Genomic DNA, 25149 nt, shown 5'->3' on the forward strand with positions numbered 1-25149 from the left:
GTGCGGGGTGGTCAGTGACTGCGTTTGAGCATCGCGTCCGAGAGCGCGTCGGCGGCGTCGCCCAGGCGCCGCCCCACCGCGTCCAGCCGGTCGAGCAGCTCGCGCCTGCGCAGGACGTCGATGTCGAGCGGGCCGGCGAACAGCCGCGCGAGCGCGGCCTGCCGGTTCTCCCGGACGCGGTTGCCGGCCTTGCGCGCGCCCAATGCCGCGATCGTGACGGCGGCGGGCTCGGCGAGGACCTTCCGGACGGCGGCGTCGAGGGCGGTCAGCCCCTCCAGCACCGCCTCCAGCGGCGGGACGGCGAAGCCGAGTCCGGGCGGCCCGAACATGTCGGCCTCGCGGACGAAGTCGCGGAGGTTGTCCAGGACGTCGTCGACGGAGCGGGAGAGCCGGTAGAGGTCCTCCCGGTCGATGGGGGTGGCGAGGACGCCGCGCAGCATCGCGGCGAGCGCGGCCCGCTCGGCGTCCCCGGCGTGCTCGATCTCGGCCATCCGGGCGCGGGCCGCCGCGGAGGGGACCCGCCCGGCGGCGAGCTCGCGGGCCAGCTCGGCGCCGTCGCGGGCGGCGCTGACCTGCCGGGCGACCTGCCCGATGACCCGGTCGCCGGACCGGCCGCGCAGGTCGTCCCAGACGAGCCTCAGCCGGCGCGCGGGGCGGACGGCGGCGCTCACAGCGTCCTCACCGCCAGGCCGCCGAGGACGCCCCCGGCGAACGCGAGCGGGAGGGTGAACACCCAGGCCGCGCCGATGCCGAGGACGTTCTGCCAGCGCACCCGTGCGGCGCCCTCGCTGGCGGCGACGCCGACGACCCCGGCCGTGACCGACTGGGTCATGCTGACCGGCGCGCCCGCGATCGAACTGGCCGCGACGGACGCGGCCGCCGCCGCCTCGGTGGAGACGACGTGCAGCGGCCGGGCGAGCACGAGCCCGCGGCCGAGCCGCTCCCCCACCCGGTGGACGGCGCTGAGCGCGCCGGCGCAGAACACGACGGCGATCGCGATGAGCACCACCGGGGTGGGCTGGACGGGCCCGATCGCGCCGAGCCGCCGGGTGGACACGACGTGCCGCGCCACGCTGACGACGGCGAGCATCTTCTGCCCGTCGTTGGCGGCGTAGGCGGCGCACTGGGCGCTGTAGGCGAGGACGTGCGCGGTCCGCACGGCGCCGGGCATGCCGGTGAAGGACGGGATCCGCCGGGAGGCGAGCCCGAGCGCGTAGCCGACGGACGTGCCGACGAGCGGGGCCGCCGCGCCGATGGCGAGGACGAGGGCGAGGCCGCGCCAGGAGACGTCCAGCCCCATGCCGAGCCCGGCGCCGCCGATGCCGCCGACGATCGCGAGGGTCAGGCTGGTCGGCAGCCCGCGCCGCGACAGCGCGGCGACGACGGCGAGCGCGACGGTCACGCCGAGCAGGAAGGCGAGCGCGCCGCGCCGGTCGCCGAGGTCGGTGAGCCCTTCGGTGAACGTCCGCGCGACCGCGACCGTCCACTGCGGGACGAGCACCAGCGGCACGAGCACCAGCGCCAGCAGCAGCGGCCCGGACGATCGGGGGTAGCGGCCGCTCAGCCCGAGCAGGGCCGCGCCGTCGTTGACCCCGGTGACCCAGACGAAGGCCAGCGCCACCGCGGCGAACGCCACCGCCCAGATCATCGCAGCTCCGCCAGCGCGACCCGGCGGCCCTCGTGCAGCGACAGCGTGGCGGCCTCGGCGACGAGGAACGCCTCCAGCGCCTCGTCCACGGTGCAGGGGCTCGGCGCGTTGCCCTTCGCCACCTCTAGGAACGTTCCAATCTCGTTCGCGTAGGCGGGGTCGAAGCGCTCCTGGAAGTCGGTCCACGGGTCGCCGGAGGGCCAGTCGACGCCGGGCTCGGCCGACCGGAGCGGCGCGCGCTCGTCCAGCCCGACCACCCAGGTGGCGTCGGTGCCGGCCAGCTCCATGCGGACGTCGTAGCCGGCCCCGTTGTACCGGGAGCCCTGCAGCGTGGCGATCGTCCCGTCGTCCATCTCCAGGACGGCGGCGCTCGTGTCCACGTCGCCGGCCGCCGCGAAGCACGCGTCGCCGCGGTTGGCGCCGACGGCGGTCACCGCCTCGACCTCGCGGCCGGTGACCCAGCGCAGGATGTCGAAGTCGTGGATGTGGCAGTCGCGGAAGATCCCGCCGGACGAGCGGACGTACTCGGCGGGCGGCGGCGCCGGGTCCGCGGTGACGAGGTGGACGCGGTGCAGCGCGCCGAGGCGCCCGTCGAGGACGGCCCGGCGCGCCGCCGTGTAGCCCGCGTCGAACCGGCGCTGGAAGCCGATGTGCACCGGGACGCCGGCCTTGGCGGCGCGGTCGCGGACGGCCAGCGTCGTGCTCAGGTCGGGGGCGACGGGCTTCTCGCAGAACGCGGGGACGCCCGCGTCGCAGGCGCGCCCGAGCAGCTCGGCGTGCGTGTCGGTGGGGGTGGCGATCACGACCGCGTCGAGCCCGGCGGCGAGCACGGCGTCCGGGTCGCCGGCACCGGCGCCCATCGGCCCGGCGAGCGCCGCGGCGCGCCGGACGTCGGCGTCGCCGATCAGGAGGGCGTCCACCTGGGGATGCCCGCCGAGGAACCGGGCGTGCCACGCCCCGATCCGCCCCGCGCCCAACAGTCCGACCCGCATGGTGCCTCCCAAGACCCGTCCGATCGGATGGCGAGTTCACCGGGTGGACCGATGGCGGACACCGGCCGTTCACCTTCTCGTCATCTTCATGTGGCTTGAGGCACATTTGTAGCCCGAGCCGGACGGGCAGTCAATACTTTGTTCTTACATCTAGACGTTCTGACTTGATGTCATCGCAACCTGAAACCGCGCCGGCGGCGCGGTGCGGGAGCGGGTCCGGCGGGTCGGGGTCAGTCGTCGCCGGGCGCGGGGAGGAGGCGGCTCAGCAGGTGGGAGGCGGTGACGACGCCGATCACGGCGCCCTTGCCGGGGTGCCGCGCGTCGTCGGTGACCGCGACCACGGGGCTGCGGGCGCCCGCCATGGCGCTCGCGATCTCCATCACGGTGGCGTCCGGGCCGACGACGGGGAGCGGCATCGGCTCGTCCTCCAGCAGCTCGGCGACGGTGCGGCCGGTGAGCCGGGCGGCCAGCCGGTCGGCGTGGCGCTCGTCGTAGACGCGGGCGAGCGTCGGGTCGTCGCGCACGTGCGGCGGGACGATCCGGGACAGCAGCCGCGAGCCGGGGACCACCGCGACCGCGCGCCGCCGCCCGTCCACCACGACGAGGCCGGGCAGCCCCTGCGCGGCCACGAGCCGGGCGGCGTCCAGCGCGGAGTCCGCGGGCGTCACGGTCGGGTACTCGGCGGCGAGGTCACGGGCGCGCACCCCACGACGGTAGCGGAGGCCGCCCGCAGGGCGCCCGGCGGCGGGCCGCCGCGTTACAGAGCCCTTGCTGCGGGCAGTGGGTCTCTGTACCGGATCCGGCCGCCGTGGGAGCGTGATGAAACACAAGATCGGCAAGGACAGCGTCGTCGTGCTCACCGGTGCCAGCGGCGGCATCGGCCGGGCCGCCGCGGTGGCGTTCGCCCGGCGCGGCGCGCGGATCGCGCTGCTGGCGCGCGGCGAGAAGGGCCTGGACGGCGCCGCCGCCGACGTGGCCGCGGCCGGCGGCCGGGCGCTCCCCATCAGCGTCGACATGGCCGACATGGACCAGGTGGAGGATGCCGCGCGGCGGGCCGAGTACGAGCTCGGCCCCATCGACGTGTGGGTGAACGTGGCGTTCTCCTCGGTGCTGGCACCGTTCTGGGAGATCGAGCCGGCGGAGTTCGAGCGCACCACCGAGGTCACCTACCTCGGGTACGTCAACGGCACCCGGACCGCGCTGCGCCGGATGATGCCGCGCGACCGCGGCGTCATCGTCCAGTGCGGGTCGGCGATGGCCTACCGCGGCATCCCCCTGCAGAGCGCCTACTGCGGCGCCAAGCACGCCATCAAGGGCTTCCACGAATCGCTGCGGACCGAGCTGATGCACGAGGGCAGCGGCGTGAAGGTGACGATGGTGCAGATGCCGGCGGTCAACACCCCGCAGTTCGACTGGGTCCTGTCGCGGCTGCGCAAGCGCCCGCAGCCCGTCCCGCCCATCTACCAGCCGGAGGTCGCGGCGGACGCGCTGCTGTACGCCGCCGAGCACCCCGCGCGCCGCGAGTACTGGGTCGGCGCCAGCTCGGTCGGCACCATCCTCGGCAACAAGCTCGCGGCCGGCCTGCTGGACCGCTACCTCGCGCGGACTGGCTTCGCGTCGCAGCACACCGACGAGGACGCGCGTCCAGGCCGCCCGGCGAACCTGTGGGAGCCCGCCGACGGCCCCTCCGGCGAGGACCACGGGAGCCACGGCCGGTTCGACGAGCGGGCGCACGGGACGAGTCCGCAGCTGTGGGCGGGGCAGCACAAGTACCTGGTGGGGGCCGCGACGGCCGGTGCCGCCGCTGGTGCGGCGGTCGGCGCGGCGAAGCTGCTGCGGCGCTGACGGGCACGACGACATCACGACGAAGGAGAGATCAATGGCGCAGCAAGTGGCCGACTACGTCCTCCAGCGGCTGACCGAGTGGGGCATCGAGCGGGTCTACGGGTACCCCGGCGACGGCATCAACGGGATGCTCGGCGCGTTCGACCGCGCCGAGGGCAGGCCCGAGTTCATCCAGACGCGGCACGAGGAGATGGCCGCGTTCATGGCCTGCGCGCACGCCAAGTTCACCGGCGAGGTCGGCGTCTGCACGGCGACGTCCGGTCCCGGCGCGATCCACCTGCTGAACGGGCTGTACGACGCCAAGCTGGACCACCAGCCGGTCGTCGCGATCATCGGGCAGCAGAAGCGGCTCTCCCAGGGCACCCACTACCAGCAGGAGGTGAACCTGGAGAACCTGTTCTCCGATGTGTCGGAGTACTGCCAGATCGTCATGGAACCCGGGCAGATGCGGCACGTCATCGACCGGGCGTTCAAGACGGCGCTGACCACCCGCGGCGTCGCGACGATCATCATCCCGGAGGACGTTCAGGAGTCGGAGGCGGTGCCCTCGCCGCCGAAGGAGCACGGCGCGGTGTACTCCAGCGTGGGGTGGAGCCAGCCGCGCGTTCTGCCGAACAAGGAGGAGCTGCACAAGGCCGCGCGGATCCTCAACGAGGGCAAGAAGGTCGCCATGCTGGTCGGCCAGGGCGCGGCGAACGCGCACGCGGAGCTGATCGAGACCGCCGAGCTGCTCGGCGCGGGCGTCGCCAAGGCGCTGCTCGGCCGCGAGGTGCTGCCGGACGACCTGCCGTTCGTCACCGGCCCGATCGGGCTGCTCGGCTCCAAGGCCAGCGATGAGATGATCATGAACTGCGATGTGCTGTTCATGATCGGCACGAGCTTCCCGTACGCCGAGTGGCTGCCGGACGAGGGCAGCTGCAAGGGCGTCGAGATCGACATCGACGGCCGCATGATCGGCATCCGCTACCCGATGGACGCGCACGTCGTCGGGGACGCCAAGGAGACGCTCAGGGAGCTGATCCCGCTGCTGGAGCGCAAGAAGGACCGGTCCTGGCGCAAGGAGATCGAGGAGAACGTCCGCACCTGGAACACGGTGATGGCCAAGCGCGCCGGGCAGAGCTTCGAGGGGAAGATCAACCCGCAGGCCGTCGCGCACGAGGTGTCCCCGCTGCTGCCGGACGGCGCCATCCTCACCGCCGACTCGGGGTCGGCCACCAACTGGTGGGCCCGGCACATCAAGCTCCGCGACGGGATGCAGGCGTCGCTGTCGGGGACGCTCGCCACGATGGGCCCCGGCGTCCCGTACGCGATCGCCGCCCGGTTCGCGTTCCCGGACCGCCCGGTCATCTGCTTCGTCGGCGACGGCGCGTTCCAGATGAACGGCATGAACGAGATGCTCACCGTCAAGCGGTACGCCGACCGGCTGGCCGGCTCCCCGCCGCTGGTCTTCGCCGTGTTCAACAACCAGGACCTCAACCAGGTCACCTGGGAGCAGCGCGCGATGGGCGGCGACCCCAAGTTCAAGGGCTCGCAGCACATCCCGGACTTCGAGTACGCCAAGTACGCCGAGCTGTGCGGCCTCAAGGGCATCTACTGCGACAAGCCGAAGAAGGTCACCGACGCCTGGAAGGAGGCCCTCGCCAGCGACCGTCCCGTCGTGATCGAGTTCGTGGTGGACGACGAGATCGCCCCGATCCCACCGCACATCATGAAGGACCAGGCGAAGAAGGCGGTCAAGGCCGGCCTCAAGGACCCGCAGAAGATCGGCATGGCGGCCCGCGGCTTCCGGCAGAAGCTCACCGACATGTACGAGAACATGCCGGGCCGCAAGCACGACTGACCGGCGCGGCGGCCGGCTAGAGCTGGGTCTCGGCGTAGTCCCCCGGGGAGAACTCGATGCGGGGCTGCGCCCGCTCCAGGAGGTCGAACGCCTCGGGGACGGTGGCCGTCCAGCCGATGGCGTCCCAGATCTTGGGACGGGCGAAGCCCTGCTCGGTGAGCCCGACCATCAGTTCGCGGAGCGGCTCGTACACACCGGTCGGGTCGAGGATGACGACGGGCTTCTCGTGCATCGCGAGGACCCGGGCCGTCCACACCTCGAACAGCTCCTCCAGCGTGCCGATGCCGCCCGGCAGGATGAGGAACGCGTCGCTGCGCCGGTCCATCTCGCCCTTGCGGGCGCGCATGTCCGGCGTGACGATCAGCTCGTCGTTGTCCTCGTCGGAGATCTCGACGCTGACCAGCCCCTCCGGGATCACCCCGACGGTCCGGGCGCCGCCGGCCCGCGCGGCGCGGGCGACGGCGCCCATGCACGACACCTGGGCGCCGCCGCTGACCAGGCTGTGGCCGCGCCGGGCCAGTTCGGCACCGGTCTGCGCGGCGAGCTCGACGTAACGGCGGTCGATCGTGCCGCTGGACGAGCAGAACACGCAGACGGCGAGGGATTTCGAGGTCGTCACCCGGCAATTTTACGGGTCAGCGCGCCGCGAGGTCCCGGTGCCGCAAGCCCGCCAGCCCGGCGGCGGCGAGCACGGCCGTGACCGCCACCAGCCAGAGCACGGGCGCCGCCGCGAACGACCCGCCCGGCAGCTTCGGGATGTGCGTGAACGGCGAGACGTCCAGGGCCCACTGCTCCAGGCCGAGCGCGGCCCCGAACAGCGTGACCATGGCGCAGGCGCCGACGGCCGTCCAGGACCCGCCCGCCGCCAGGCCGGGGACCAGCCCGAACAGCGCCAGCGCGATCGCGGCGACCAGCCAGACGGCGGGCAGCTGCGCCAGCGCGGCGCCGAGGACGCGCGGTACCTCGCGGCCGGGGTCGCCGGTGTCGACGCCGTGCGCCACCCCGGCGGCGAGGCCCGCCACGGTGAGCGCGGCGACCGGGCCGAGCAGGGAGAACAGCAGGTGGCTCGACGCCCAGCGCAGCCGTCCCGTCGCGGTGGCGAGCAGCGACTCGGCGCGCTGCCCGGCCTCCTCGGTGCGCAGCCGCAGCGTGGCCGACACGGCGTAGGCCGCCGCGAACAGGCCGAGCATGCCCATCACCGAGGCGAAGTAGGCGTCGGTGATGCCGCTCTTGCCACCCAACCGGGCGAAGACCTCCCCCAGGTCGGGGTTGTCCTCCACCATCTCCCGCACCCCGCCCGCGACCGCGCCGTAGACAATGCCGAGCGCGAGGAAGCCGGCGAGCCATCCGTAGAGCGGGCGGCTCTGCAGCCGCCAGGCGAGCCCGATCGGCCCGGACAGCCGGGCCGTGGCGTCGGCCCGCCCGAGCCTCGGCGGCAGCACGCCCGCGCCGACGTCCCGGCACGCCGACAGCCTGCCGGCGGCGGCCATCAGCACCGCGACGAGCGCCACGACCAGCGCGAGCGTCCACCAGCGCTCCCCGCCGTAGGCGCGGATCCGGTTGATCCAGCCGAACGGCGACAGCCAGCCGAGCCAGGACAGCGAGTTCCCGGCGCCGCCGACGTCGGCGGCCATCCGGACCGCGAACGCGCCGCCGAGCGCGGCGAGCGCCGTGCCGCGCGCGGTGCCCGCGCTCTCGCCGAGCTGCGCGGTGACGCCCGCGACGGCCGCGAAGACGCAGCCGCCGGCGGCCATCTGCAGGCCGAAGGCCAGCGAACCGGCGACGGGCAGGCCCTGCCCGGCCAGGCCGGCGGTGAGCAGGGCGGCGAGGACGAGGTTCGCCGCGAACGTGACGATGAGCGCGGCGGCGAGCGCCGCGCCGCGCCCGGTGACGGTGGCGCCGAGCAGCTCGCGGCGGCCCGCCTCCTCCTCGGCGCGGGTGTGCCGGACGACGGTGAGCGCGCTGATCAGCCCCACCACGACCGGGATGAACCCGGAGCGCTGCGCGATGATGCTGCCGAGGTCGGTGCCGTACATCGGCCCGTAGAGGGCCAGGAACGTCGGGTTCGTCCCGGTGGTCAGCGCGTACTGCAGCCGGTCGGCGGCCTCCGGGTAGAGGCTCTCGGTGGCGCCGACGAAGCCGAGCGGCAGCACCGCGATCCAGACCAACCAGGCGGGCAGCAGGATCCGGTCGCGGCGCAGGATCAACCGGATCAGCCCGCCGGTCCCGGTCAGCGCCGTCAGGCGTGTCCTTTGCGGGGGGACGACCCCCCGCGCCCCCCGGTTCGCTTCGCTCATCGTGCGGCCTCCTGCAGCTCGTCCTTGTAGTGCCGCAGGAACAGCTCCTCCAGCGTCGGCGGACGGCTGACCAGGCTGCGCACGCCGATGCCGGTCAGCACGCGGAGCGCCGCGTCGAGCTGCGGGGTGTCCACCTCGAACGTGACGGTGTTCCCGTCGATCTGGACGTCGTGGGCGCCGGGCAGCGCGAGACCGTCCGGCGGCGCGGCGAGCTCCGCGTGGATCGACGTGCGGGTCAGGTGCCGCAGTTCGTCGAGCGTGCCGGACTCGACCGCGACGCCGCTGCGGATGATCGTGACGCGGTCGCAGAGCGCCTCGACCTCGGACAGGATGTGGCTGGACAGCAGGACGGTCCGGCCCGCGCGCCGCTCCTCGCGGACGCACTCCTGGAAGACCTCCTCCATGAGCGGGTCGAGACCGGAGGTCGGCTCGTCCAGCAGCAGCAGCTCGGCGTCGGACGCGAGCGCGGCGACGAGGCCGACCTTCTGCCGGTTGCCCTTGGAGTAGGCGCGGCCCTTCTTGCGCGGGTCCAGCTCGAACCGGTCGAGCAGTTCGGCCTTGCGGCGCGGGTCCATGCCGCCGCGCATCCGGCCGAGCAGGTCGATGACCTCGCCGCCGGACAGGTTCGGCCACAGCGTCACGTCGCCGGGGACGTAGGCGAGCCGGCGGTGCAGCTCCGTCGCGTCCCGCCAGGGGTCGCCGCCGAGCAGCCGGACGGTGCCGGCGTCCGCGCGCAGCAGGCCGAGCAGGACCCTGATGGCGGTCGACTTCCCGGCGCCGTTCGGGCCGAGGAAGCCGTGCACCTCTCCCTGCCGGACGGTCAGGTCGAGACCGTCCAGCGCGCGCGTCCGGCCGAAGCTCTTGACCAGGCCGGATACGGATATCGGGGGCGTGTCAGCGGTCACCGGTACTCCTTGTGGGGGGCTGCCCGCCGGCGGCGAGCATGGTCTTCAGGGAGGCGCGCGCCTGCTCGACCAGTTCGGGCGACATGAGGTCGTCGCTCAGGACTTCCAGCGCCGCGAGCGCCATCCGGGGGTAGCCCTCGGCGGTGAGCGTGTCGGCGCCGAGGGCCCGGGACAGGTGCTCGTGCAGGACGACCATGCCGACGCTCATCGCCGTCATGACGGTGGCGTAGGCGTGCAGGTCGTCGGTCTTGGGCGTGTTCATGCCCGGAGTGCCGCGCCCGAGGATGTCCTCGGAGAAGGCGACCGCGTCGTCGAAGAGCGTGTTCGCCGCCTCCGAGCCGTCGGTGAGGGAGCGGGCCAGGTACCGCTGGACGGGCAGGGCCGTCCGCATGGCGATCGCCAGGAAGCCGGGGTCGCCCATGCCGCCGCTCAGGGCCTCCTGCTTGGTCTCGCGGATCACCGCGATGACGTGCTCGTCGCACGCCTGGCGCAGCGCCTCCTTCGTCCCGAAGTGGTGCTGCACCAGGGCGGGCGAGACCCCCGCCGCCTTGGCGATGCCGCGGATGGTCGCGCCCTTCACCCCGTGCTCGGCGAACTGCAGCATCGCCGCGTCCCGGATGCGGGCCCGGCCGGTCAGGTCCTCGTTCCGCTCCATCCACCCCGCCTGTACGCATGTTCAGTAGCCTGTACAGTCGTACACTGTACCTCTGTACAGGCCACCGTCAAGCGGTGCGGACCGGCCGGCGGGTCACCCGCCGCCGGGCAGCTCCCCGAGCGTCACCTGGACGGTCTTCTTGGATCCGTCCTGCTTCTGGATCTCGACCTTGACCGTGTCGCCCGGCTTGAGGTTCGCGAGCACCGACGACAGCGCCGTCTGGTCGGGCGTCGCGGTGCCGTTCACCGCCAGGATCAGGTCGCCCGCCGCGATGCCCGCCTTGGCGGCGCCGCCGCCCCGCTGGACCTCCACGACGGCGACCGCGGAGCGCTGCCCGCTCTGCGGGTCGACGATCGTGCGGACCGTCACGCCGAGCGCCGCCCGCCCCGAGTTCGACACCTTCCCGCTCTGGATGAGCTGCGGGACGATCATCTTGACGGTGCCGCTCGGCGTCGCGAACCCGATGCCGGCCGCCTGCCCGCCGACCGACGGGTCCGACGCGGCGGCCGTCGGGATGCCGATCACCTGCCCGCTCAACGTGACCAGGGCCCCGCCGCTGTTGCCCGGGTTGATCGCCGCGCTGGTCTGGATGGCGTCGGCGATGGTGGAGCCCTGGAAGTCGCCCTCGCCCTTGGTGGACACCGTCCGGTGCAGCGCGGAGACGATCCCGTTCGTCACGCTCCCGGACAGCCCCAGCGGGTTGCCCATCGCGAGGACGATCTGCCCGACCTGCGCCTTGCCCGAGTCGCCCCACGACGCCGGCTTGAGGTTCCCGCCGTTCACCTTGAGGACGGCGAGGTCGTCGGCCGCGAACGCGCCCACGAGGTCGGCGCTCAGCGTGGCGCCGCCGCTGGACGACGTCACCTGGATCTTGTTCGCCCCGGCGACCACGTGCGCGTTCGTGACGATGTGGCCCTGCCCGTCGTAGACGACCCCGGACCCCTCCGCCCGGTCGGTCTGGATCTTCACCACCGACGGCAGCACGGCGTCCACGACCTTCTCGTACTGCTGCTGCAGGTCCGCCGCCGACCCGGACACCGGCGCCGACGTCCGCGCCGTCGTCGACGCGGCGTTCTCCGCGTCCCCTCCGCTGCACCCCGCCAGCGCCAGCATCCCCGCCACCGCCACCGCGCAGGCCCTGACCTTCGCGTTCCTGTCCACGCTCCACCTCCAGAGTGGACAGTTCCCCCCGTCCGGGAATCAGCCGCCGAAGAGGTCACGTTTTTGCCTCACCATGCCCCGCCCGCGCCGCCCCGTTCGCCGCGGTCGTCGCGGTCGGGATCGTGTCCGGGGCGGTCCTGGCGGCGGTCTGACCGGCCGTTTCACCGGCGGGGCGGCGGGTACCCGGGCGGCGTGGAGACTTGGGAGGCGCTGACATCGCGGCGCAACGTGCGGACCTACACCGACGAGCCACTGGCGAAGGCGGACCTCGACCGGATCCTGGAGGCGGGGCGCCGGGCACCGTCCGCGAGCAACTGGCAGCCGTGGGACTTCGTGCTCGTCACCGACCGGGAGACGCTGCGGGAGCTGTCCGGGGTGTGGCAGGGCGCCGGGCACATCGCCGGCTCCGCGGCGACCATCGTCCTCGTCGCGCCGGTCCAGGACGACCCCGCCCAGCGCGACCGGATGCGGCTCGACATCGGCCAGGCCACGATGGCGATGATGCTGGCCGCCGCCGACCTCGGCATCGGCAGCGGGCACGCCGCCGTGTCCGACCAGCAGCGCGCGCGGGAACTGCTCGGCATCCCCGGCGACCGGATCTGCGCGCTGCTGATCGCGCTCGGCCGTCCCGCCGGCCGTCCGCTGCGGCCCGTCAAGCGGCCGGACCGCAGGCCGTTCGACGAGGTCGTCCACGTGGGCCGCTGGTAGCGGCGGTCACGCCTCCTCCCCGGGCGGCCGGACGGCCCGTGTTCGCGAGGGTCACATGCGCCTCGTCCCGGGGCGCCGCAGGGCCAGCCCGATTCCCGCCGCGGTGACCGCACCCGCGCCGACGGCCGCGCCGACGCGGGCCGCGCGGCGGGAGAGCGGCGGCGCGGGCCGGCCGGCGCGCCGCGCCTTCTCCGGCCTGCCCCCGATCGGGCCGCCGCTCTCGCCGGCGAGCTGCATGAGCTGCGCGATGTGCAGGGCGCGCCGCCCGGTCTTCGCGTGCTCGATCTGCGTCTTGCAGGAGAAGCCGTTGGCGACGATGGCCGTGCCGTCATCGGCGTCCCGGACGGCGGGCAGCAGGGCCTGCTCGCCGCAGTCCATCGAAATGCCGTACTTGCCGTTCTCGAACCCCCAGGACCCGGCGAGACCGCAGCAGCCGCCCTTCAGGCTCTCGGTCTCCAGCCCCATCTGCTCGAGGACCTTCTGCTCCGGGTCGATGCCGCCGGTGGCGCGGTGGTGGCAGTGGCCCCACAGCAGCGCCTTCCCACCGCCGGGCAGTTCCGGCGGGCGGATTCCATAGGTCTGGAAGAACTCGGCGAAGTGGTGCGCGTGCTCGGCGAGCCGGGCGGCGTCGTCGTCGTGGGGAAGGAGCTTGGTGAGCTCGTCCTTGAAGACGGCGAGGCAGCTCGGCTCCATCCCGACGACGGGCGTGCCGGCCCGGACGTGGGGGCGCAGGACGTCCAGCACGTTGTACAGGTAGCGCTCGGCCATGTCGAGGAAGCCGTAGTCGTACAGCGGCCGGCCGCAGCACACGTGCGTCTCCGGCATGACCACCTTCCAGCCGGCGGCCTCAATCGCCTCGACGCACGCGACGCCGACGTCGGTGTGGAAGTGGTTGTTGAACGTGTCGGGGAACAGCACCACCGGCCGCCCGTACGGGTTGGTCGTACCGCCCCGCTCGCGGAACCACTGCTGCAGCGTCATCGGCGCGAAGCGCGGCAGCGGGCGCCTGCGGTCGATGCCCGCGACGAGCTTCGCGAGCCGGGCGAGGCCGGGCGTGTGGGTGGCGAAGTTCACGGCCTCCGGCATGCGGGACGCGAGCCGGGACGCCTGGTCGATGAACCCGAACGCGTACGCGTACCGGGGACGCCACCGGCGCACCGACTTGTAGTGGTGGTACAGGAACTCGGACTTGTACGTCGGGATGTCGACGTTGACCGGGCAGTCGTTCGTGCAGCCCTTGCAGGCCAGGCAGAGGTCGAGCGACTCCGCGACCTCCTTGGACTGCCAGCCGTCGGCGCCGAGCTGGACGAGCAGCCACGCGCCGCCGTCCTGGAGCGGCAGCTCTTGGATGTCGGCGATGTTCTTGCCCTGCCGGCGCTGGTCCTCGATGAGCTGGTCGTCGAGCGCCTCCAGCCCGATCGGCCGGAACTTCTCGACGATCTCACCGGTGTGCTCGGCCGCGTCGGCGATGTCGGCGTACTCGACGACGACGAGCGTCCGCTGCAGCAGCGCCGGGGTGAGCAGCAGCACCGCTTGCAGGGCGGTCGCGCACGTGCTCTCCGTGCCGCACAGCGCGCGGGCGACGTTGAACCCCTTCTCCGGCAGCAGCTCGTCCAGGTTGAATCCCGACACGCGGCGCGGCATCTCGGCCACCGAAGGGAATCCGGCGCGGATCGCGTCCGCGTACCGGTCCCGCAGGTCGCGCAGGTCGCGCAGCGCCGCGTAGATCTCGCCCTTGCGGCCGCCCGCCGCGATGATGGCGTCGAGGTCCTTCTCCTCGTCCACCCCGACCCAGAACCGGTCGCCGCCGTAGGTGACGACCTCCAGGGCGTGGACGATCGTTGGCGTACATGGCCTTCGGCCCGGCGTCGAAGCGCACCTCCCCCTCGACCGCCTTCTCCAGCGCGCGGGCCAGCTTCCGGACCTGCACCACCTGCCGGCCGCGCGGCGGCCCGGGGGCCGCGGGCACCGTCTTCGCCGGCACCTGCCGCGTCTCGGCCACATGCGTCTTCGCCATGTACGTCGCTCCGATCGTCGTTCGTTCGCCGGGCCCGCCGGGCGGGCGCCGCTAGGCCCGCGGGCGGGCGCCGTGCACCCGGTACCGCTCCGCGTCGTCCCACTTGACCTCCAGGCCGAGGCCCGGCCGGCCGGGCGCGGGGCGGAGCGCGCCGTCCGCCGGGCTGAGGTTCCCGTCGAAGAGCAGGTGCTCCACGCGGACGTGGTCGTGGAAGTACTCCAGGTGGCGGAGCCGCCGCACCGCGCAGAACGCGTGCGCGGACACCGCGGGCGCGCAGTGCGCCGACAGGTCGATCTGCCGCGCCGCCGACATCCCGGCGATCTGCAGGAGGCCGGTGACGCCGCCGCAGCGGGTGACGTCGGCCTGGAGGCAGTCGACGGCCGGGCCCTCCAGCAGGTCGGCGAAGTCCTTCAGGACGAACCCGTACTCGCCGGCGGCGATCTCGGTCCGGCCCGGCCCCTGCTCGCGCACCTGCCGCAGCCCGGTGGTGTCGTCGGAGGACACCGGCTCCTCGAACCAGCGGACGTCCCACTCGTCGGCGAGCCGGCGCGCCCAGTACAGCGCCTCCTTGCGGGTCAGGGCCCCGTTGGCGTCGGTGAACAGCTGGGGCGCGGCGCCGATCGCCTCGCGGACGGCGGTGAGCCGCCGCGGGTCCTCCTCCGGCCGCCGCGAGATCTTCAGCTTGACGCGCGGGATGCCCTGCTCCACCCAGCCGGCGAGCTGGGCGGTGAGCCGGTCCAGCGGGTAGTTCGTGAAGCCGCCGCTGCCGTAGACGGGCACCCGGTCGTGGAAGGCGGGCAGCACCGTGGCCAGCGGAAGGCCGAGGAGCCTCGCCTTCAGGTCCCACAGCGCGATGTCGACGGCGGACACGGCCATCGCCCCGACGCCGGGACGCCCGGCGTTGCGGATCCCGGCGAACATCCGCTCCCAGGTCGCGGCCGGGTCGAGCGCGCCGGCGCCCCGGGCGGCCGGCGCGAGCTTCGACTCGATGAACGCGGCGACGGACGTGTCGCCGTAGGTGTAGCCGATCCCCGTCTCACCGCCGGCGTGCGCCTCGACCAGGACCATGGTCGTCGAGGCCCAGCGGAGCGTGCCGTCCTCCTCCATGCCGTCCGGCCCGTCCGTCGGCACCTCGAACGCGTGGACGGTGACGCCCTCGACCTCGACCTCGGCGCTCGCTCGCATCGCCCCTCCCTTCCACGAGCGTCTACTACCGCGGAGGGAGGGGCCGAAACGAACGGGCGGACCCGGCCGGCCCGCGGGCCGGCCGGCGGCGGATCACTCCCAGGTCGCCGCCCACGTCGAGGCGTCGATCTCGCCGTCGTCCGGAATGCCCGCGCGCTGCTGCAGCGACTTGGCGACCTTGCTCGACCGCGGCCCGTACCAGCCGTCGACGCGCAGCGTGTACCCCTTCTTGCACGCCTGCCGCTGCCACTGCTCGACGTCCATGCCGTGCATGATCGGCATGCCCGGGCCCTCGTACTTCAGCGTCCGGCGCGGGAACGCCGGCATGCCCTTCACCAGCTGGACGATGGTGCGGCGCGGCCGGCGGTGCTTGCCGCCGAGCCCCCGCTGCAGCCAGGGTGCCCACTGGATCGGCGCGGCGTACTCGGCCGCCGCGCCCGTCGTCCCCATCACGTCTTGACTCATCGAATCCACCGTTCGTCTTCTCTCTGTGCCGATGTCGGGCGCGATCCGCGGGTCAGCGCGGTGCCAGGCAGGGTCCCGGCGACGCGGCCAGCCGGGACATTTCGACGCCGATCACGATCGCGCCGATCAGGGCCAGCGCGATGACGCACACGATGACCGCCAGTTCCGTCCAGACCCGGGAGCGTCCGGGGAGGGGCGCGATCTCGGGCTCGTGCAAGGTCATGTCTCAGTTCCGTCTCTGTCGCACGCATGGGTGATCGAATGAATGGCCGGCGGCCACGCCCGGGTGGCCGGCGTGGCCGCCGGCGGCGGCGGATCTCCTCCCCCATCCGAGACCCGCCGCAGGAGGTCGTCCCCTTCCCCCCACGGCGGGGGACGACATGGACTTCGGCAGTCGCTCAGCGTCCGTCCCAGCTGTGCAGCCGGACGACGCGGCGGAGCTGCTCGGCGTGCGCGCCGGTGTCGTCGCGGGACAGCGACTCCCAGCGCTTCGCCAGGTCGTAGCAGGCTTCGGTCAGCGAGCGGTGTTCGCGGCGGGCGGCCGTCCCGAGCGCCTCGGCCCGGTGCCGCGCCGCCACCGCCTCGTCGCGCTGCGAGGCGATGAGCCGGACGGCCTTCTCCGCCCGGCCGAGCTGCGCGATCGTCTCCGACGCCTTCCAGGACATCCGCCGGCGGCGCCGCACGGCGTACGCCAGCAGGCCCAGCATGATCGCCGCGACCAGTGCGGCGGCCTGTTCACCACTCACCGCGTCCACCTCACATTCCGGCGGCGCTTCTGGACCGTCCGCTCCGCCGCACCAGGGACACCACGCCCCCGGCGCGCGACTGGGCCCGCGCCGGCTCCCGTTGGGGGGTCTGGTGTCCGGGGGGTTGCTGGACGGCCGCGTCCTGCGCGTCGCCGTCCTGCATGTCCGGGTCCTGCATGCCCGGGTCCTGCATGTCCGGGTCCTGCGCGGCCGCGTCCTGCACGGCCGCGTCCTGCGCGTCGGCGTCCCGCAGGCCGAGGCCCGCCAGGTCGGGGGCCGGCCTGTGCGTGTCCGGCGCGTCCGCCTCATCGGCGGGCGGCCAGGCCCGGACCGCGAGGACTTCGTCCAGCAGCGGCCACGCGCTGGGGACGCCGTCCTCGTCGAGGAGGGTGAGCTGCCCCCCTTCGACGGAGCTGAGCAGGCCGGTCTCGTGGGTGCCGTCGGCGTTGTCCACGCGGACCTGGCGGCCCATCAGGGAGGCGAGGGCGCGGGGGACGCCGACCGGGACGTCCGGTTCCGGCATGAGGGGCGGCGGCGGGGCGCCGGTGCGCGCCCGCTCGTCGGCGTGCAGGGCGACGACGTGCGCCGCCGCGTACAGGGCGCGCATCGACTCGGCCAGGTGCCCGAACTGGGCGGCGGAGGCGTCCGCCGGCAGCGCCATCCGGATGCTGCCGATCGCGAGGCCGAGCCCCTCCTCCTCGCCGGCGACCTCGCGGATCTCACCGGGCGACGGGATGGGCGCGGCACCGTGCGCGATCGTCAGCAGGAACTTGGCCTCGGCGGCCAGCCCCTGGTGCCGGTGCAGGACCTCCATCACCTGGAAGGCGGCCTTGCGGTGGTTCTCGAGTTCCTCGTGGGCCCGTTCGATCGCGACCTCGTGCTCGGCGACGGACGCGGCGAGGCCGTTGATGGTGCCCTGACTCAGCCAGTTCACGGGAGAGGGTGGTGCGGTGCTCATGTGGCGTTCCTTCTGCGGGGCTTCGTACGGGTCTCGGCACCCGTGGGAGATCAGTTCGACCGATCCCAGCGTTCGGCCGGCTCGACCGGGCACGCCCCCATGTCCTTGATCGCTTCAAGGTCCTCATGGGCGAACCGGAACAGGCGCTTGCCGTAGCGGCGATGCGGTATCTCTCCCCGGCTCGCTGCCCGGACGAGCCAGTCACGGGTGAACGACGTGATCTCTGCGGCTTCCTGCGGTGTGTACAGAAGCCGTTCCATGGGGATCTCGCTGCCTGGAGAGCTTGACATGACCGGAAGCGTAACGCATCTCAGCGCGTCGTGCAGCTTCAAGACGCGTTTTAACCATGCCATGTGTTGTTCGATGCATTCCGTTGTGCAGGCATCCGATGCAGGGGCCCCAAAACGCGTTACGACTCGTCAAAGTCCGTTTTGCTCCGCTACACTTACGCACCGTGTCAGGCCGTCACCCCGCGACACGAGAAGGAGCCTGATCACGTGGACGACCTCGACGACATGGACGACCTCGGCCACCCGCCGGAGGCGTGGCGGAGACTGGGACAGATCGTCCGGCAGCGCCGGATCGAACTGGGCTTCGGCTCCCAGGCCAGCCTCGCCGCGGAGGGCGGCCCGTCGCTGTCGGTGGTGAACAAGATCGAGACCGGGCGCGGCAGGGACTACACCGACCGCGTCATCATCCCCCTGGAGGACCGTCTCGGCTGGCGCCGCGGCAGTTTCCGCACCATTCTCAGCGGCGGCGACCCCGTATGCGTGGACGCCTCCGCGCCCGCACCCGCCACGCCGGCCGCCGAGCACACCCATGACGGGAACTATCCCGAGGAGGTGGTGGGCGACCCGTTCCTGCGCTTCATCTGGGACGCCCCCGAATCGCTCGCCGACGACGAGGACAAATGGGCCGCCGTGACCGGCGTCCTGCTGAAGCGCATGCGGCCGATGCCGAGATCTCTCGATGTGCAGTCCGACCGCCAGCAGAAGGCCGACAACATATAGCGTCGGTTACCGGGTAGCAGGCGAACCTGCCATCCAGTTTTTCTGTCTGAGCGGTCGTGCTGCCGGGGGCGCGGAACGACGCGGATGACGCGATCGGGAGACGACGTCATGGATGTTCCTGATGAACAGCGCCTCAAAGAGACCATCGACCGTCTGACCCGCGAGAACGCCAAACTGCGCACACAACTGGCAGTGGCGCAGCAGTGGAACCCGCCCCTCGACCTGGAACACGCGTTCCAGGCGGCACGGGGCTGGCAGTGCCTCGCGGTACCTCTCATGCCCGAAAAACCGACGCTCATTCTCATCAGCGGAAGCAAAGCCGGAAAGGACGGCATCGAGGAGGAGGACGAGGCGGGCGAGGTATGGCGCCATCTGCAGACCGCCGCCGCGCCGCGCGGCCGCATCGGCCCGTTCGCGCGCGCCAGGATGCCCAGCCGCCTGCTGGGCTACCTGCGCGAACAGAGCGGCCGCACGATCATCGTGCTCAACCGCGACCTGCGCCGCGGGCAGGTGTCGCGGGCCGCGCGAATGCTCCGGGAGGGCGCAAAGAAGGGCCGCACCGCCCGGCTGTTAGAACTGTCCGCCATTCCGCTTCTGAGTCTGTGCGCGCTGTTCCACGGCGACATGGCCAAGAGTGCGGTCGGAATCTCGGCCGCGGCCGCCGCGGGCCCGGCCGCGACTATCATACTTCCGGCCGCGGTGGCATCAGCGATAAGTCCGAATCTGGACGCGCATACGATAACCATCCGGCCGCAGCCGCCGTCGCACAGCAGATCCATCGATAGGCCGCCGATGTGGCCTCCCGATCCGGACGCCGCCATGGACCCGGGCGGCATGGATCCGTCGCGCTGATAAAAAAGGCGACCGATCGACCGAGGTGTTCGCTTCTTTCACTCCGCGTGCTTCTCGCACGACGGGGTGTTGATATTAAAACCGACCGGGCCCCGCTCGTCCATCCGCGCGTCCAGCACTTCTCCGCGCAGGACCGCGGCGGTGGAGCTCTCCAGGAAGAGGCGGACACCCTCGGTTTCGACCCCCGCTCCGCCCCGCCGGGCACCGCTCACTCGAAGTCGTCGGGGCTGAGATCCTCCATCTGGCCGCCGCGCCCCTCCGGGGAGTCGGGCCTGAACTCCCCCGGATGCACCTCTTCCGCCGCCGCGGCCGGCATCGGAAAGGCCCCGTGCCCCTGCTCGTCCGGCTCCCGCCGGCCCTCGTCGGCGCCGCCGGTCGTCCGCTCCGTCATGATCCGTCCCCCCTTTTCGGCTGTTCAGGGCCGCCCTACCCGGCCGCGCCCCCGTCACACGCCCGGCACCGTCCGGGCGCGACGGCGTGGGTCCATCTCGGGCCCGGCGACGCCTACGAGCGCACCGACGGGGCCGTCCTGCGGGAGATGCCGCACCTCATCTAGGGCGTCGAGCAGCACATCCGCGACCGCGCCCGGACCGACTGGGCCGGCCCCGCCGACCACCGCCACGGGGAGGCCGACCACGGCCGGTTCCTGCTCGCGCCGCTGGCCGAGGCGAGGGAGGCGATCCTGCGCCGCCTCAGCCGAGGTGCCGGCGGGTGACGTTGCGGATGGCGTCGCGGGCGCGGTCGGCCACGGCCGCGAACGGCCCGGCGATCACGTTCGCGGGGGCCGACTCGAACCCGACGTGCGGATGGGTGGGCGCCACGGCCTCGGCCGCCCGCACGGCCATGGCCATCCGGTGGCGCTCCTTCTCCGACGACAGCTCCCGGATGCGGGGGAACTCCTCCGCCTCCTCCTGCCGGGCGTGGTCCATGACGGCGAGGCGCAGGTCGCCGAGCCGCCGCGCGAACCCGGACTCCCCGGTGCCGAAGTACTCCAGGTCCGACAGGAGCTGCTTGGCCTGGTTCTCCTCGGTGAGGCGGGCGCCGACCACCTCCGGGCCGTCGGCCAGGTGCCGCCGCGCGAACGGGTGGACGATCTCCTCCTCGGCCGTCTCGTGGACGGCGAGGAGCCGGCGCAGCCGGTCGAAGGCGGCGGCCCGCTCCTCACCGACGGCGCCCTCGACCTCGTCGAACAGGCGCCGGATCTCGCCGTGCTGCGCGATCAGCAGATCCACGACGTCACGGGGCTTGTCGTCGCTCACGTGGTCATCCCCCTTCACGGCCGAGCGGGCCCCACTCGGCGTCGGCGTCGCGTCCAGCGCCATGGAAGCGCTCTTCCCCGTCGAGCGGGTTCGATTCGCCGATCTCGGCGGCCGCGGCGGCCGGGGGTCACTCGGTGGCGGCCTGGCGGGCCTCCTCGGCCTGGGCGCGGGCCTCGATGATCTCCTGCTCGGCGCGGGTGTGGCCCTCGACGATGATCCGGACGACCTCCTCCGGGTCGTCGGTGAGGTGGATCAGGTCGATGTCCTGGGGGGAGATCTTGCCGCTGGGCAGCATCGACGTCTTGACCCAGTCGAGCAGGCCGCCCCAGAACTCCGTCCCGACGAGGACGATCGGGAAGCGGGTGATCTTCTTGGTCTGGACGAGGGTGATCGCCTCGAACAGCTCGTCCAGGGTGCCGAAACCGCCCGGCAGCACCACGAACGCCTGCGAGTACTTCACGAACATCGTCTTGCGGACGAAGAAGTAGCGGAACTCCAGGCCGATGTCGATGTGGTCGTTGAGCTTCTGCTCGAACGGCAGCTCGATGCCGAGGCCGACCGACAGGCCGCCGCTCTCGTCGCAGCCCCGGTTGGCCGCCTCCATGATCCCCGGGCCGCCGCCGGTGATGACCGCGTAGCCGGCCTCGTGCAGCCGGGCGCCGATGTCGACGCCGAGCTTGTACTCCGGGGAGTCCGGCTTGGTGCGGGCGCTGCCGAACACGCTGACCGCCTTCGGCAGCTCGGCCAGCAGGCCGAAGCCCTCGACGAACTCCGCCTGGATGCGCAGCACCCGCCACGGATCGGCGTGCACCCAGTCGGCGGGGCCGCGAGCGTCCAGCAGCCGCTGGTCGGTGGTGGTCTTCGGCACGGCCCGGCCGCGGAGCATGGCCGGTCCCTGGCGTCGCGACGGGGAATCCGCGTTCAGAGTCATGGAGCCACGGTAGTGGGACCGGCCAGCCACGTGCGCATACGTTGCTCGCACTCGCCGATCGCAGATGCCTCCACGTACTCGTCCCTCGTGTGGGCGAGCGTGGGCTCACCGGGCCCGTAGTTGACGGCCGGGACGCCGAGTTCGGCGAAGCGGGCGACGTCCGTCCAGCCGAGCTTGGCGCGGACCTCGGCCCCGGTCGCGGCGACGAACGCGGCGGCGGCCGGGTGCGTCAGGCCCGGCCGGGCGGCGGACGCGGCGTCGGTGACCGTCACCTCGAAGCCGTCGAAGATTCCCCGGACGTACGCCTCCGCGTCGGCGACCGACTTGTCGGGCGCGAACCGGTAGTTCACGGTGACGACGCATTCGTCGGGGATGACGTTCCCGGCGACGCCGCCGGAGATGAACACCGCGTTCAGGCCCTCGTGGTACTCGAGGCCGTCCACAACCGGCCGCGACGGCTCATAGGCGCGCAGCACGTCGAGGATCCGCCCGGCCGCGTGGATGGCGTTCGACCCCATCCAGGCCCGCGCGCTGTGCGCCCGCTCCCCCGTCGCCCTGACCTCGACCCGCAGCGTCCCCTGGCAGCCGCCCTCGATCTGCCCGCCGGTCGGCTCCATCAGCACGGCGAAGTCGCCCGCGATCAGCTCGGGGCGCGCCGCCGCCAGCTTCCGCAGCCCGTTGCGCTCGGCCTCGATCTCCTCGCACTCGTAGAAGACGTAGGTGATGTCGCGGTTCGGCTCGGGGACCGTCGCGGCGAGCTTCAGCGCCACGGCGACGCCGCTCTTCATGTCCGTGGTGCCGCACCCGTAGAGCCTCCCGCCCTCCATGCGGGACGGCAGGTTGCCGTTCAGCGGGACGGTGTCGAGGTGCCCGGCCAGCACGACCCGCTCGGCGCGGCCCAGCCCGGTACGGGCGACGACGTTGTTCCCGACCCGCTCCACCGCCAGGTGCGGGAGCGCCCGCAGCGCCTCCTCGACGGCGTCGGCGAGGGGCCCCTCCGCCCCGCTGACCGACTCGATGTCGACGATCGCCGCCGTCAGCCCCACCACGTCCGAGAACAGATCAAGCCCCATGCCCAAGTCCTATCATCACGGGTGTGGAGATGCTGGAGTGCGCCGTCCGCTGGGCGGTCCCCGTGGACGAGCCCCCGATGCGCGCCCTGCTGGACGACCGGGAGCGCGAGCGCTACGACCGGTTCCTCCGCGCCGAGGACAAGGCCCGCTTCGTCACCGGCCGCTTCCTCGCCCGGACCGTCCTCGCCGACGCGGTCGGCCTGGCCCCGGAGAGCATCCGGTTCACCACCGACTGCCCGCACTGCGGCGGCACGCACGGCAAGCCGCGGCTGCCCGGCAGCGGACTCGACTTCTCCCTCTCCCACTCCGGTGACCGCGTCGTCATGGTGCTCGCCGAGGGCGCCGAGGTCGGGGTGGACGTGGAGCGGGAGAGCGACCGCGACATCGACCGCCTCGCCGAGATGGTCCTCACCCCCGCCGAACGCGAGGCGCTCGCCGCCATGGGCGACCGGCGGCGCGGCTTCCACGCCTACTGGTCGCGCAAGGAGGCCCTGCTGAAGGCCACCGGCCATGGCCTCGCCGCCCCGATGACGGCCATCCACGTCTCGGCCCCCGACGACCCGGCCGAGGTCATCGCCTGGGACGACGACGCCGCCGTCTCCCCCGTCCGCCTCACCGACCTGACCCCGGGCCCCGGCTACGCCGCCTCCGCCGCCGTCCTCACCGACCGCCCCCTCAAAATCACCGAAACCCGCTTCGACTGACGCGGCCGCGATGTCGGCGGGGCATGGCAGGTGGTGCGCGTCATGGGGCCGGAAGGCAGCGCGCCCCACCGACAGGGGCGCGCGCCCGTCGCCTCAGGTGTTGATGCCGTGGTCGCGGAGGATGTCGTTCAGGGACGCCTTGTCGTGGCGCTGCCCCTCCTCCAGCCGCTTCAAGATCAGCACGGCGGGCAGCCCGAACGTGCCGCCCGGGAACTCCTTGTAGCGGGTGCCGCCGACGGCGACGCACCAGTCCGGGATGCGGCCGCGGCTGATCTCCTCGCCGGTCTCGACGTCGATGACCGGCATGGACGCCGACAGGTTCGTGCCGGAGCCGACGACGGCGCCCTTCCCGACCCGCGCGCCCTCGACGATCATCGAGCGGCTGCCGATCATGGCCTCGTCCTCGATGATCACCGGCTTGGCGTTCGGCGGCTCCAGCACCCCGCCGATGCCCACACCGCCGGACAGGTGGACGTTCTTGCCGATTTGCGCGCACGAGCCCACGGTCGCCCACGTGTCGACCATCGTCCCGGAGTCGACGTAGGCGCCGATGTTGGTGAAGGACGGCATCAGCACGACGCCGGGCGCGAGGTAGGCGCCCCAGCGGGCGATGGCGCCGGGCACGACGCGGACGCCGTCCAGCCGGCTCTTCAGCGGGATGCGGTCGTGGTAGCGGAAGTCGCCCACCTGGGCCCGCGCCATGCCGAGGACCTTGAAGCTCAGCAGGATCGCCCGCTTGGCCCGCTCGTCGACGAGCACGTCGTCGGTCGCGGGGTCGATGCGGGCTACGCGGGCCTCGCCCGTGTCGATCTGGTCGACGGCGGCCACGATGGCGGCGCGGGCGTCGGCGTCGTCCGGGGTGAGGTCGGCGCGCCGCTCCCACAGCTCGTCGATCACTCCGGAGATCGGGCTGGTGAACGTTTCGGTCATGCCTCATGAGCTTAGTGGGACCGAACTCCCGGTACCTTCTTCGCGTGGCTGTTTGGGCGAGGTTGAAGGAGCGCCCCGGAGAGGGGTCGGACGACGGCGGCCGCCGCCGCGGCCTGCACTGGGCCGTGGGCCTGGCCGTCTTCGTGATGCTGGCGGCGGTCGGCGGGTTCGTGCTGTACGACCGGGCGCGCCCGTATCTGCACGGGTCGGGCTGCGAGGTGCGGACGAGCCAGGGGACGATGCCGCTCGACCTGGAGCAGGGCGCCAACGCCTCCACCATCGCCGCGGTCGCGTTCCGCAAGCGGCTGCCGGAGCGGGCGGCCGTGATCGCCTACGCGACGGCGATCCAGGAGTCGCACATCCGCAACCTGCCGGGCGGCGACCGGGATTCGGTCGGCATGTTCCAGCAGCGCCCGTCGCAGGGCTGGGGAACCCCGGACAAGCTCCGCGACCCCGTCCTCGCCACCAGCAAGTTCTTCGACGCCCTGGTGAAGGTAAAGGATTACCTCGACCGCGACCTGCACGACGCCGCGCAACTCGTCCAGCGCAGCGCGGACGGCACCGCCTACGCCCAGCACGAGCCGGACGGCAAGCTGCTCGCGACGGCGTTCACCGGCCGTGAGCCGGCGACGGCCCGCTGCTGGTTCCCGCCGGACAAGAAGACCGCCTCCCGCCGCCCGGAGGCGATCCTGGAGATGCGCCGCGCGTTCGGCAGCCGCCTCAAGGTCGCCGGCCCGAGCCCGCTGACCAAGGGCGCGAAGTCCGACCCGGACTCCTGGAACGCGGTGACGGCGTCGAGCCCCCGCGAGGGCTGGGCCGTCGCCTCCTGGGCCGTCACGCACGCCCAGGTCTACGGCCTGACCGAGGTCCGCTACGCCGGCAAGCACTGGCAGTCCGACGCCGGCCACGACGGCTGGACCGAGGACGGGGACGCCCCGAAGGACGCCGTCATCGTCAAGTGATCCCCA

Annotated in this window: 29 protein-coding genes; 7 read left to right on the forward strand and 22 right to left on the reverse strand. The window is 72.9% G+C overall.

Annotated features, from left to right (window positions below):
• Positions 1 to 11 precede the first annotated feature (11 nt).
• The 4 genes from E1284_RS01180 to E1284_RS01195 all read right to left on the reverse strand — a co-directional run bounded on the left by E1284_RS01180 (position 12) and on the right by E1284_RS01195 (position 3344).
• Positions 12 to 671 (reverse strand): DUF47 domain-containing protein, encoded by a 660-nt coding sequence (locus tag E1284_RS01180; RefSeq protein ID WP_165965078.1) that lies wholly within the window; start codon positions 669 to 671, stop codon positions 12 to 14.
• Positions 668 to 1648, reverse strand: a complete 981-nt coding sequence (locus tag E1284_RS01185; RefSeq protein ID WP_131936077.1) for an inorganic phosphate transporter — start codon at positions 1646 to 1648, stop codon at positions 668 to 670. The genes E1284_RS01180 and E1284_RS01185 overlap by 4 nt, the downstream gene beginning before the upstream one ends.
• Entirely contained in the window at positions 1645 to 2640 is a 996-nt protein-coding gene (locus tag E1284_RS01190; RefSeq protein WP_131936079.1) for a Gfo/Idh/MocA family protein, read from the reverse strand. Before E1284_RS01190 ends, E1284_RS01185 begins: the two co-directional genes overlap by 4 nt.
• A 230-nt stretch (positions 2641 to 2870) precedes the next feature.
• The gene (locus E1284_RS01195) at positions 2871 to 3344 is read right to left on the reverse strand and encodes a CBS domain-containing protein (protein ID WP_131936081.1); all 474 of its coding nucleotides are present in this window, start codon (positions 3342 to 3344) and stop codon (positions 2871 to 2873) included.
• Positions 3345 to 3459: 115 nt separating this feature from the next.
• On the opposite strand from E1284_RS01195, the gene E1284_RS01200 reads away from it, so the two are divergent.
• Together E1284_RS01200 and E1284_RS01205 are read left to right on the forward strand one after the other, a co-directional pair.
• Positions 3460 to 4485, forward strand: a complete 1026-nt coding sequence (locus E1284_RS01200; RefSeq protein ID WP_131936083.1) for an SDR family oxidoreductase — start codon at positions 3460 to 3462, stop codon at positions 4483 to 4485.
• Between the two features lie 34 nt (positions 4486 to 4519).
• Entirely contained in the window at positions 4520 to 6325 is a 1806-nt protein-coding gene (locus E1284_RS01205; RefSeq protein WP_131936085.1) for a thiamine pyrophosphate-requiring protein, read from the forward strand.
• A gap of 16 nt (positions 6326 to 6341) precedes the next feature.
• Here E1284_RS01205 and E1284_RS01210 read toward each other — a convergent pair whose 3' ends face one another.
• From E1284_RS01210 to E1284_RS01230, 5 genes are all read right to left on the reverse strand, one after another.
• Positions 6342 to 6944 carry an LOG family protein gene (locus tag E1284_RS01210; protein ID WP_243714183.1) on the reverse strand — a complete coding sequence of 201 codons (603 nt, stop codon included), beginning with the start codon at positions 6942 to 6944 and terminating at the stop codon, positions 6342 to 6344.
• 16 nt (positions 6945 to 6960) lie between these two features.
• Entirely contained in the window at positions 6961 to 8622 is a 1662-nt protein-coding gene (locus E1284_RS01215) for an ABC transporter permease (RefSeq protein ID WP_131936087.1), read from the reverse strand.
• On the reverse strand, positions 8619 to 9527 hold the full coding sequence (locus E1284_RS01220) for an ABC transporter ATP-binding protein (RefSeq protein WP_131936089.1): 909 nt from the start codon (positions 9525 to 9527) through the stop codon (positions 8619 to 8621). Before E1284_RS01220 ends, E1284_RS01215 begins: the two co-directional genes overlap by 4 nt.
• A complete protein-coding gene (locus E1284_RS01225; protein ID WP_131936091.1) occupies positions 9517 to 10182 on the reverse strand; it encodes a TetR/AcrR family transcriptional regulator in 666 nt (221 codons plus the stop codon). Before E1284_RS01225 ends, E1284_RS01220 begins: the two co-directional genes overlap by 11 nt.
• 93 nt (positions 10183 to 10275) lie before the next feature.
• The gene (locus E1284_RS01230; RefSeq protein WP_131936093.1) at positions 10276 to 11343 is read right to left on the reverse strand and encodes a S1C family serine protease; all 1068 of its coding nucleotides are present in this window, start codon (positions 11341 to 11343) and stop codon (positions 10276 to 10278) included.
• 192 nt (positions 11344 to 11535) lie between these two features.
• Between E1284_RS01230 and E1284_RS01235 the strand changes: the two genes are divergently transcribed.
• A complete protein-coding gene (locus E1284_RS01235) occupies positions 11536 to 12051 on the forward strand; it encodes a nitroreductase family protein (RefSeq protein WP_131936095.1) in 516 nt (171 codons plus the stop codon).
• A gap of 51 nt (positions 12052 to 12102) precedes the next feature.
• Here the strand turns inward: E1284_RS01235 and E1284_RS01240 are convergent, their stop codons facing one another.
• From E1284_RS01240 to E1284_RS01265, 7 genes are all read right to left on the reverse strand, one after another.
• The gene (locus E1284_RS01240; protein ID WP_207923485.1) at positions 12103 to 13836 is read right to left on the reverse strand and encodes a heterodisulfide reductase-related iron-sulfur binding cluster; all 1734 of its coding nucleotides are present in this window, start codon (positions 13834 to 13836) and stop codon (positions 12103 to 12105) included.
• Positions 13837 to 14119: 283 nt separating this feature from the next.
• Complete coding sequence (locus E1284_RS01245) at positions 14120 to 15253, reverse strand: enolase C-terminal domain-like protein (RefSeq protein ID WP_131936099.1); 1134 nt, start codon at positions 15251 to 15253, stop codon at positions 14120 to 14122.
• A gap of 93 nt (positions 15254 to 15346) precedes the next feature.
• Complete coding sequence (locus E1284_RS01250; RefSeq protein ID WP_131936101.1) at positions 15347 to 15718, reverse strand: peptidoglycan-binding domain-containing protein; 372 nt, start codon at positions 15716 to 15718, stop codon at positions 15347 to 15349.
• A 52-nt stretch (positions 15719 to 15770) separates the two neighbouring features.
• Positions 15771 to 15941: a hypothetical protein gene (locus E1284_RS41135; protein WP_165965079.1), complete on the reverse strand. Its 171-nt coding sequence runs from the start codon at positions 15939 to 15941 to the stop codon at positions 15771 to 15773.
• A 175-nt stretch (positions 15942 to 16116) separates the two neighbouring features.
• Positions 16117 to 16464, reverse strand: coding sequence for a hypothetical protein (locus E1284_RS01255; protein ID WP_131936103.1), 348 nt, complete (start codon positions 16462 to 16464; stop codon positions 16117 to 16119).
• Between the two features lie 10 nt (positions 16465 to 16474).
• A complete protein-coding gene (locus E1284_RS01260; protein ID WP_131936105.1) occupies positions 16475 to 17422 on the reverse strand; it encodes a hypothetical protein in 948 nt (315 codons plus the stop codon).
• 50 nt (positions 17423 to 17472) lie between these two features.
• Complete coding sequence (locus E1284_RS01265) at positions 17473 to 17682, reverse strand: helix-turn-helix domain-containing protein (protein ID WP_165965080.1); 210 nt, start codon at positions 17680 to 17682, stop codon at positions 17473 to 17475.
• 237 nt (positions 17683 to 17919) lie between these two features.
• Here E1284_RS01265 and E1284_RS01270 point away from each other — a divergent pair, with 237 nt between their 5' ends.
• Both E1284_RS01270 and E1284_RS01275 read left to right on the forward strand, forming a co-directional pair.
• The gene (locus E1284_RS01270) at positions 17920 to 18432 is read left to right on the forward strand and encodes a helix-turn-helix domain-containing protein (RefSeq protein ID WP_131936109.1); all 513 of its coding nucleotides are present in this window, start codon (positions 17920 to 17922) and stop codon (positions 18430 to 18432) included.
• A gap of 108 nt (positions 18433 to 18540) precedes the next feature.
• On the forward strand, positions 18541 to 19284 hold the full coding sequence (locus tag E1284_RS01275) for a hypothetical protein (RefSeq protein ID WP_131936111.1): 744 nt from the start codon (positions 18541 to 18543) through the stop codon (positions 19282 to 19284).
• Between the two features lie 38 nt (positions 19285 to 19322).
• On the opposite strand, the gene E1284_RS41140 is transcribed toward E1284_RS01275, so the two are convergent.
• From E1284_RS41140 to dapE, 5 genes are all read right to left on the reverse strand, one after another.
• The gene (locus tag E1284_RS41140) at positions 19323 to 19496 is read right to left on the reverse strand and encodes a hypothetical protein (protein ID WP_165965081.1); all 174 of its coding nucleotides are present in this window, start codon (positions 19494 to 19496) and stop codon (positions 19323 to 19325) included.
• Positions 19493 to 19675, reverse strand: coding sequence for a hypothetical protein (locus E1284_RS01280; protein WP_131936113.1), 183 nt, complete (start codon positions 19673 to 19675; stop codon positions 19493 to 19495). The genes E1284_RS41140 and E1284_RS01280 overlap by 4 nt, the downstream gene beginning before the upstream one ends.
• Positions 19676 to 19976: 301 nt before the next feature.
• Positions 19977 to 20543, reverse strand: a complete 567-nt coding sequence (locus E1284_RS01285; protein WP_243714184.1) for a hemerythrin domain-containing protein — start codon at positions 20541 to 20543, stop codon at positions 19977 to 19979.
• A 127-nt stretch (positions 20544 to 20670) separates the two neighbouring features.
• The gene (locus tag E1284_RS01290) at positions 20671 to 21429 is read right to left on the reverse strand and encodes an LOG family protein (protein ID WP_131936265.1); all 759 of its coding nucleotides are present in this window, start codon (positions 21427 to 21429) and stop codon (positions 20671 to 20673) included.
• Positions 21430 to 21470: 41 nt separating this feature from the next.
• Positions 21471 to 22547, reverse strand: coding sequence for a succinyl-diaminopimelate desuccinylase (gene dapE / locus E1284_RS01295; RefSeq protein WP_131936117.1), 1077 nt, complete (start codon positions 22545 to 22547; stop codon positions 21471 to 21473).
• Positions 22548 to 22576: 29 nt separating this feature from the next.
• On the opposite strand from dapE, the gene E1284_RS01300 reads away from it, so the two are divergent.
• Complete coding sequence (locus E1284_RS01300) at positions 22577 to 23251, forward strand: 4'-phosphopantetheinyl transferase family protein (RefSeq protein WP_131936267.1); 675 nt, start codon at positions 22577 to 22579, stop codon at positions 23249 to 23251.
• 93 nt (positions 23252 to 23344) lie between these two features.
• On the opposite strand, the gene E1284_RS01305 is transcribed toward E1284_RS01300, so the two are convergent.
• Positions 23345 to 24181, reverse strand: a complete 837-nt coding sequence (locus E1284_RS01305) for a 2,3,4,5-tetrahydropyridine-2,6-dicarboxylate N-succinyltransferase (RefSeq protein ID WP_131936119.1) — start codon at positions 24179 to 24181, stop codon at positions 23345 to 23347.
• A gap of 44 nt (positions 24182 to 24225) precedes the next feature.
• Between E1284_RS01305 and E1284_RS01310 the strand changes: the two genes are divergently transcribed.
• Entirely contained in the window at positions 24226 to 25143 is a 918-nt protein-coding gene (locus E1284_RS01310) for a hypothetical protein (RefSeq protein ID WP_243714185.1), read from the forward strand.
• Positions 25144 to 25149 lie beyond the last annotated feature (6 nt).

It is taken from the genome of Actinomadura bangladeshensis (genome assembly GCF_004348335.1).
Classification (GTDB): domain Bacteria; phylum Actinomycetota; class Actinomycetes; order Streptosporangiales; family Streptosporangiaceae; genus Spirillospora; species Spirillospora bangladeshensis.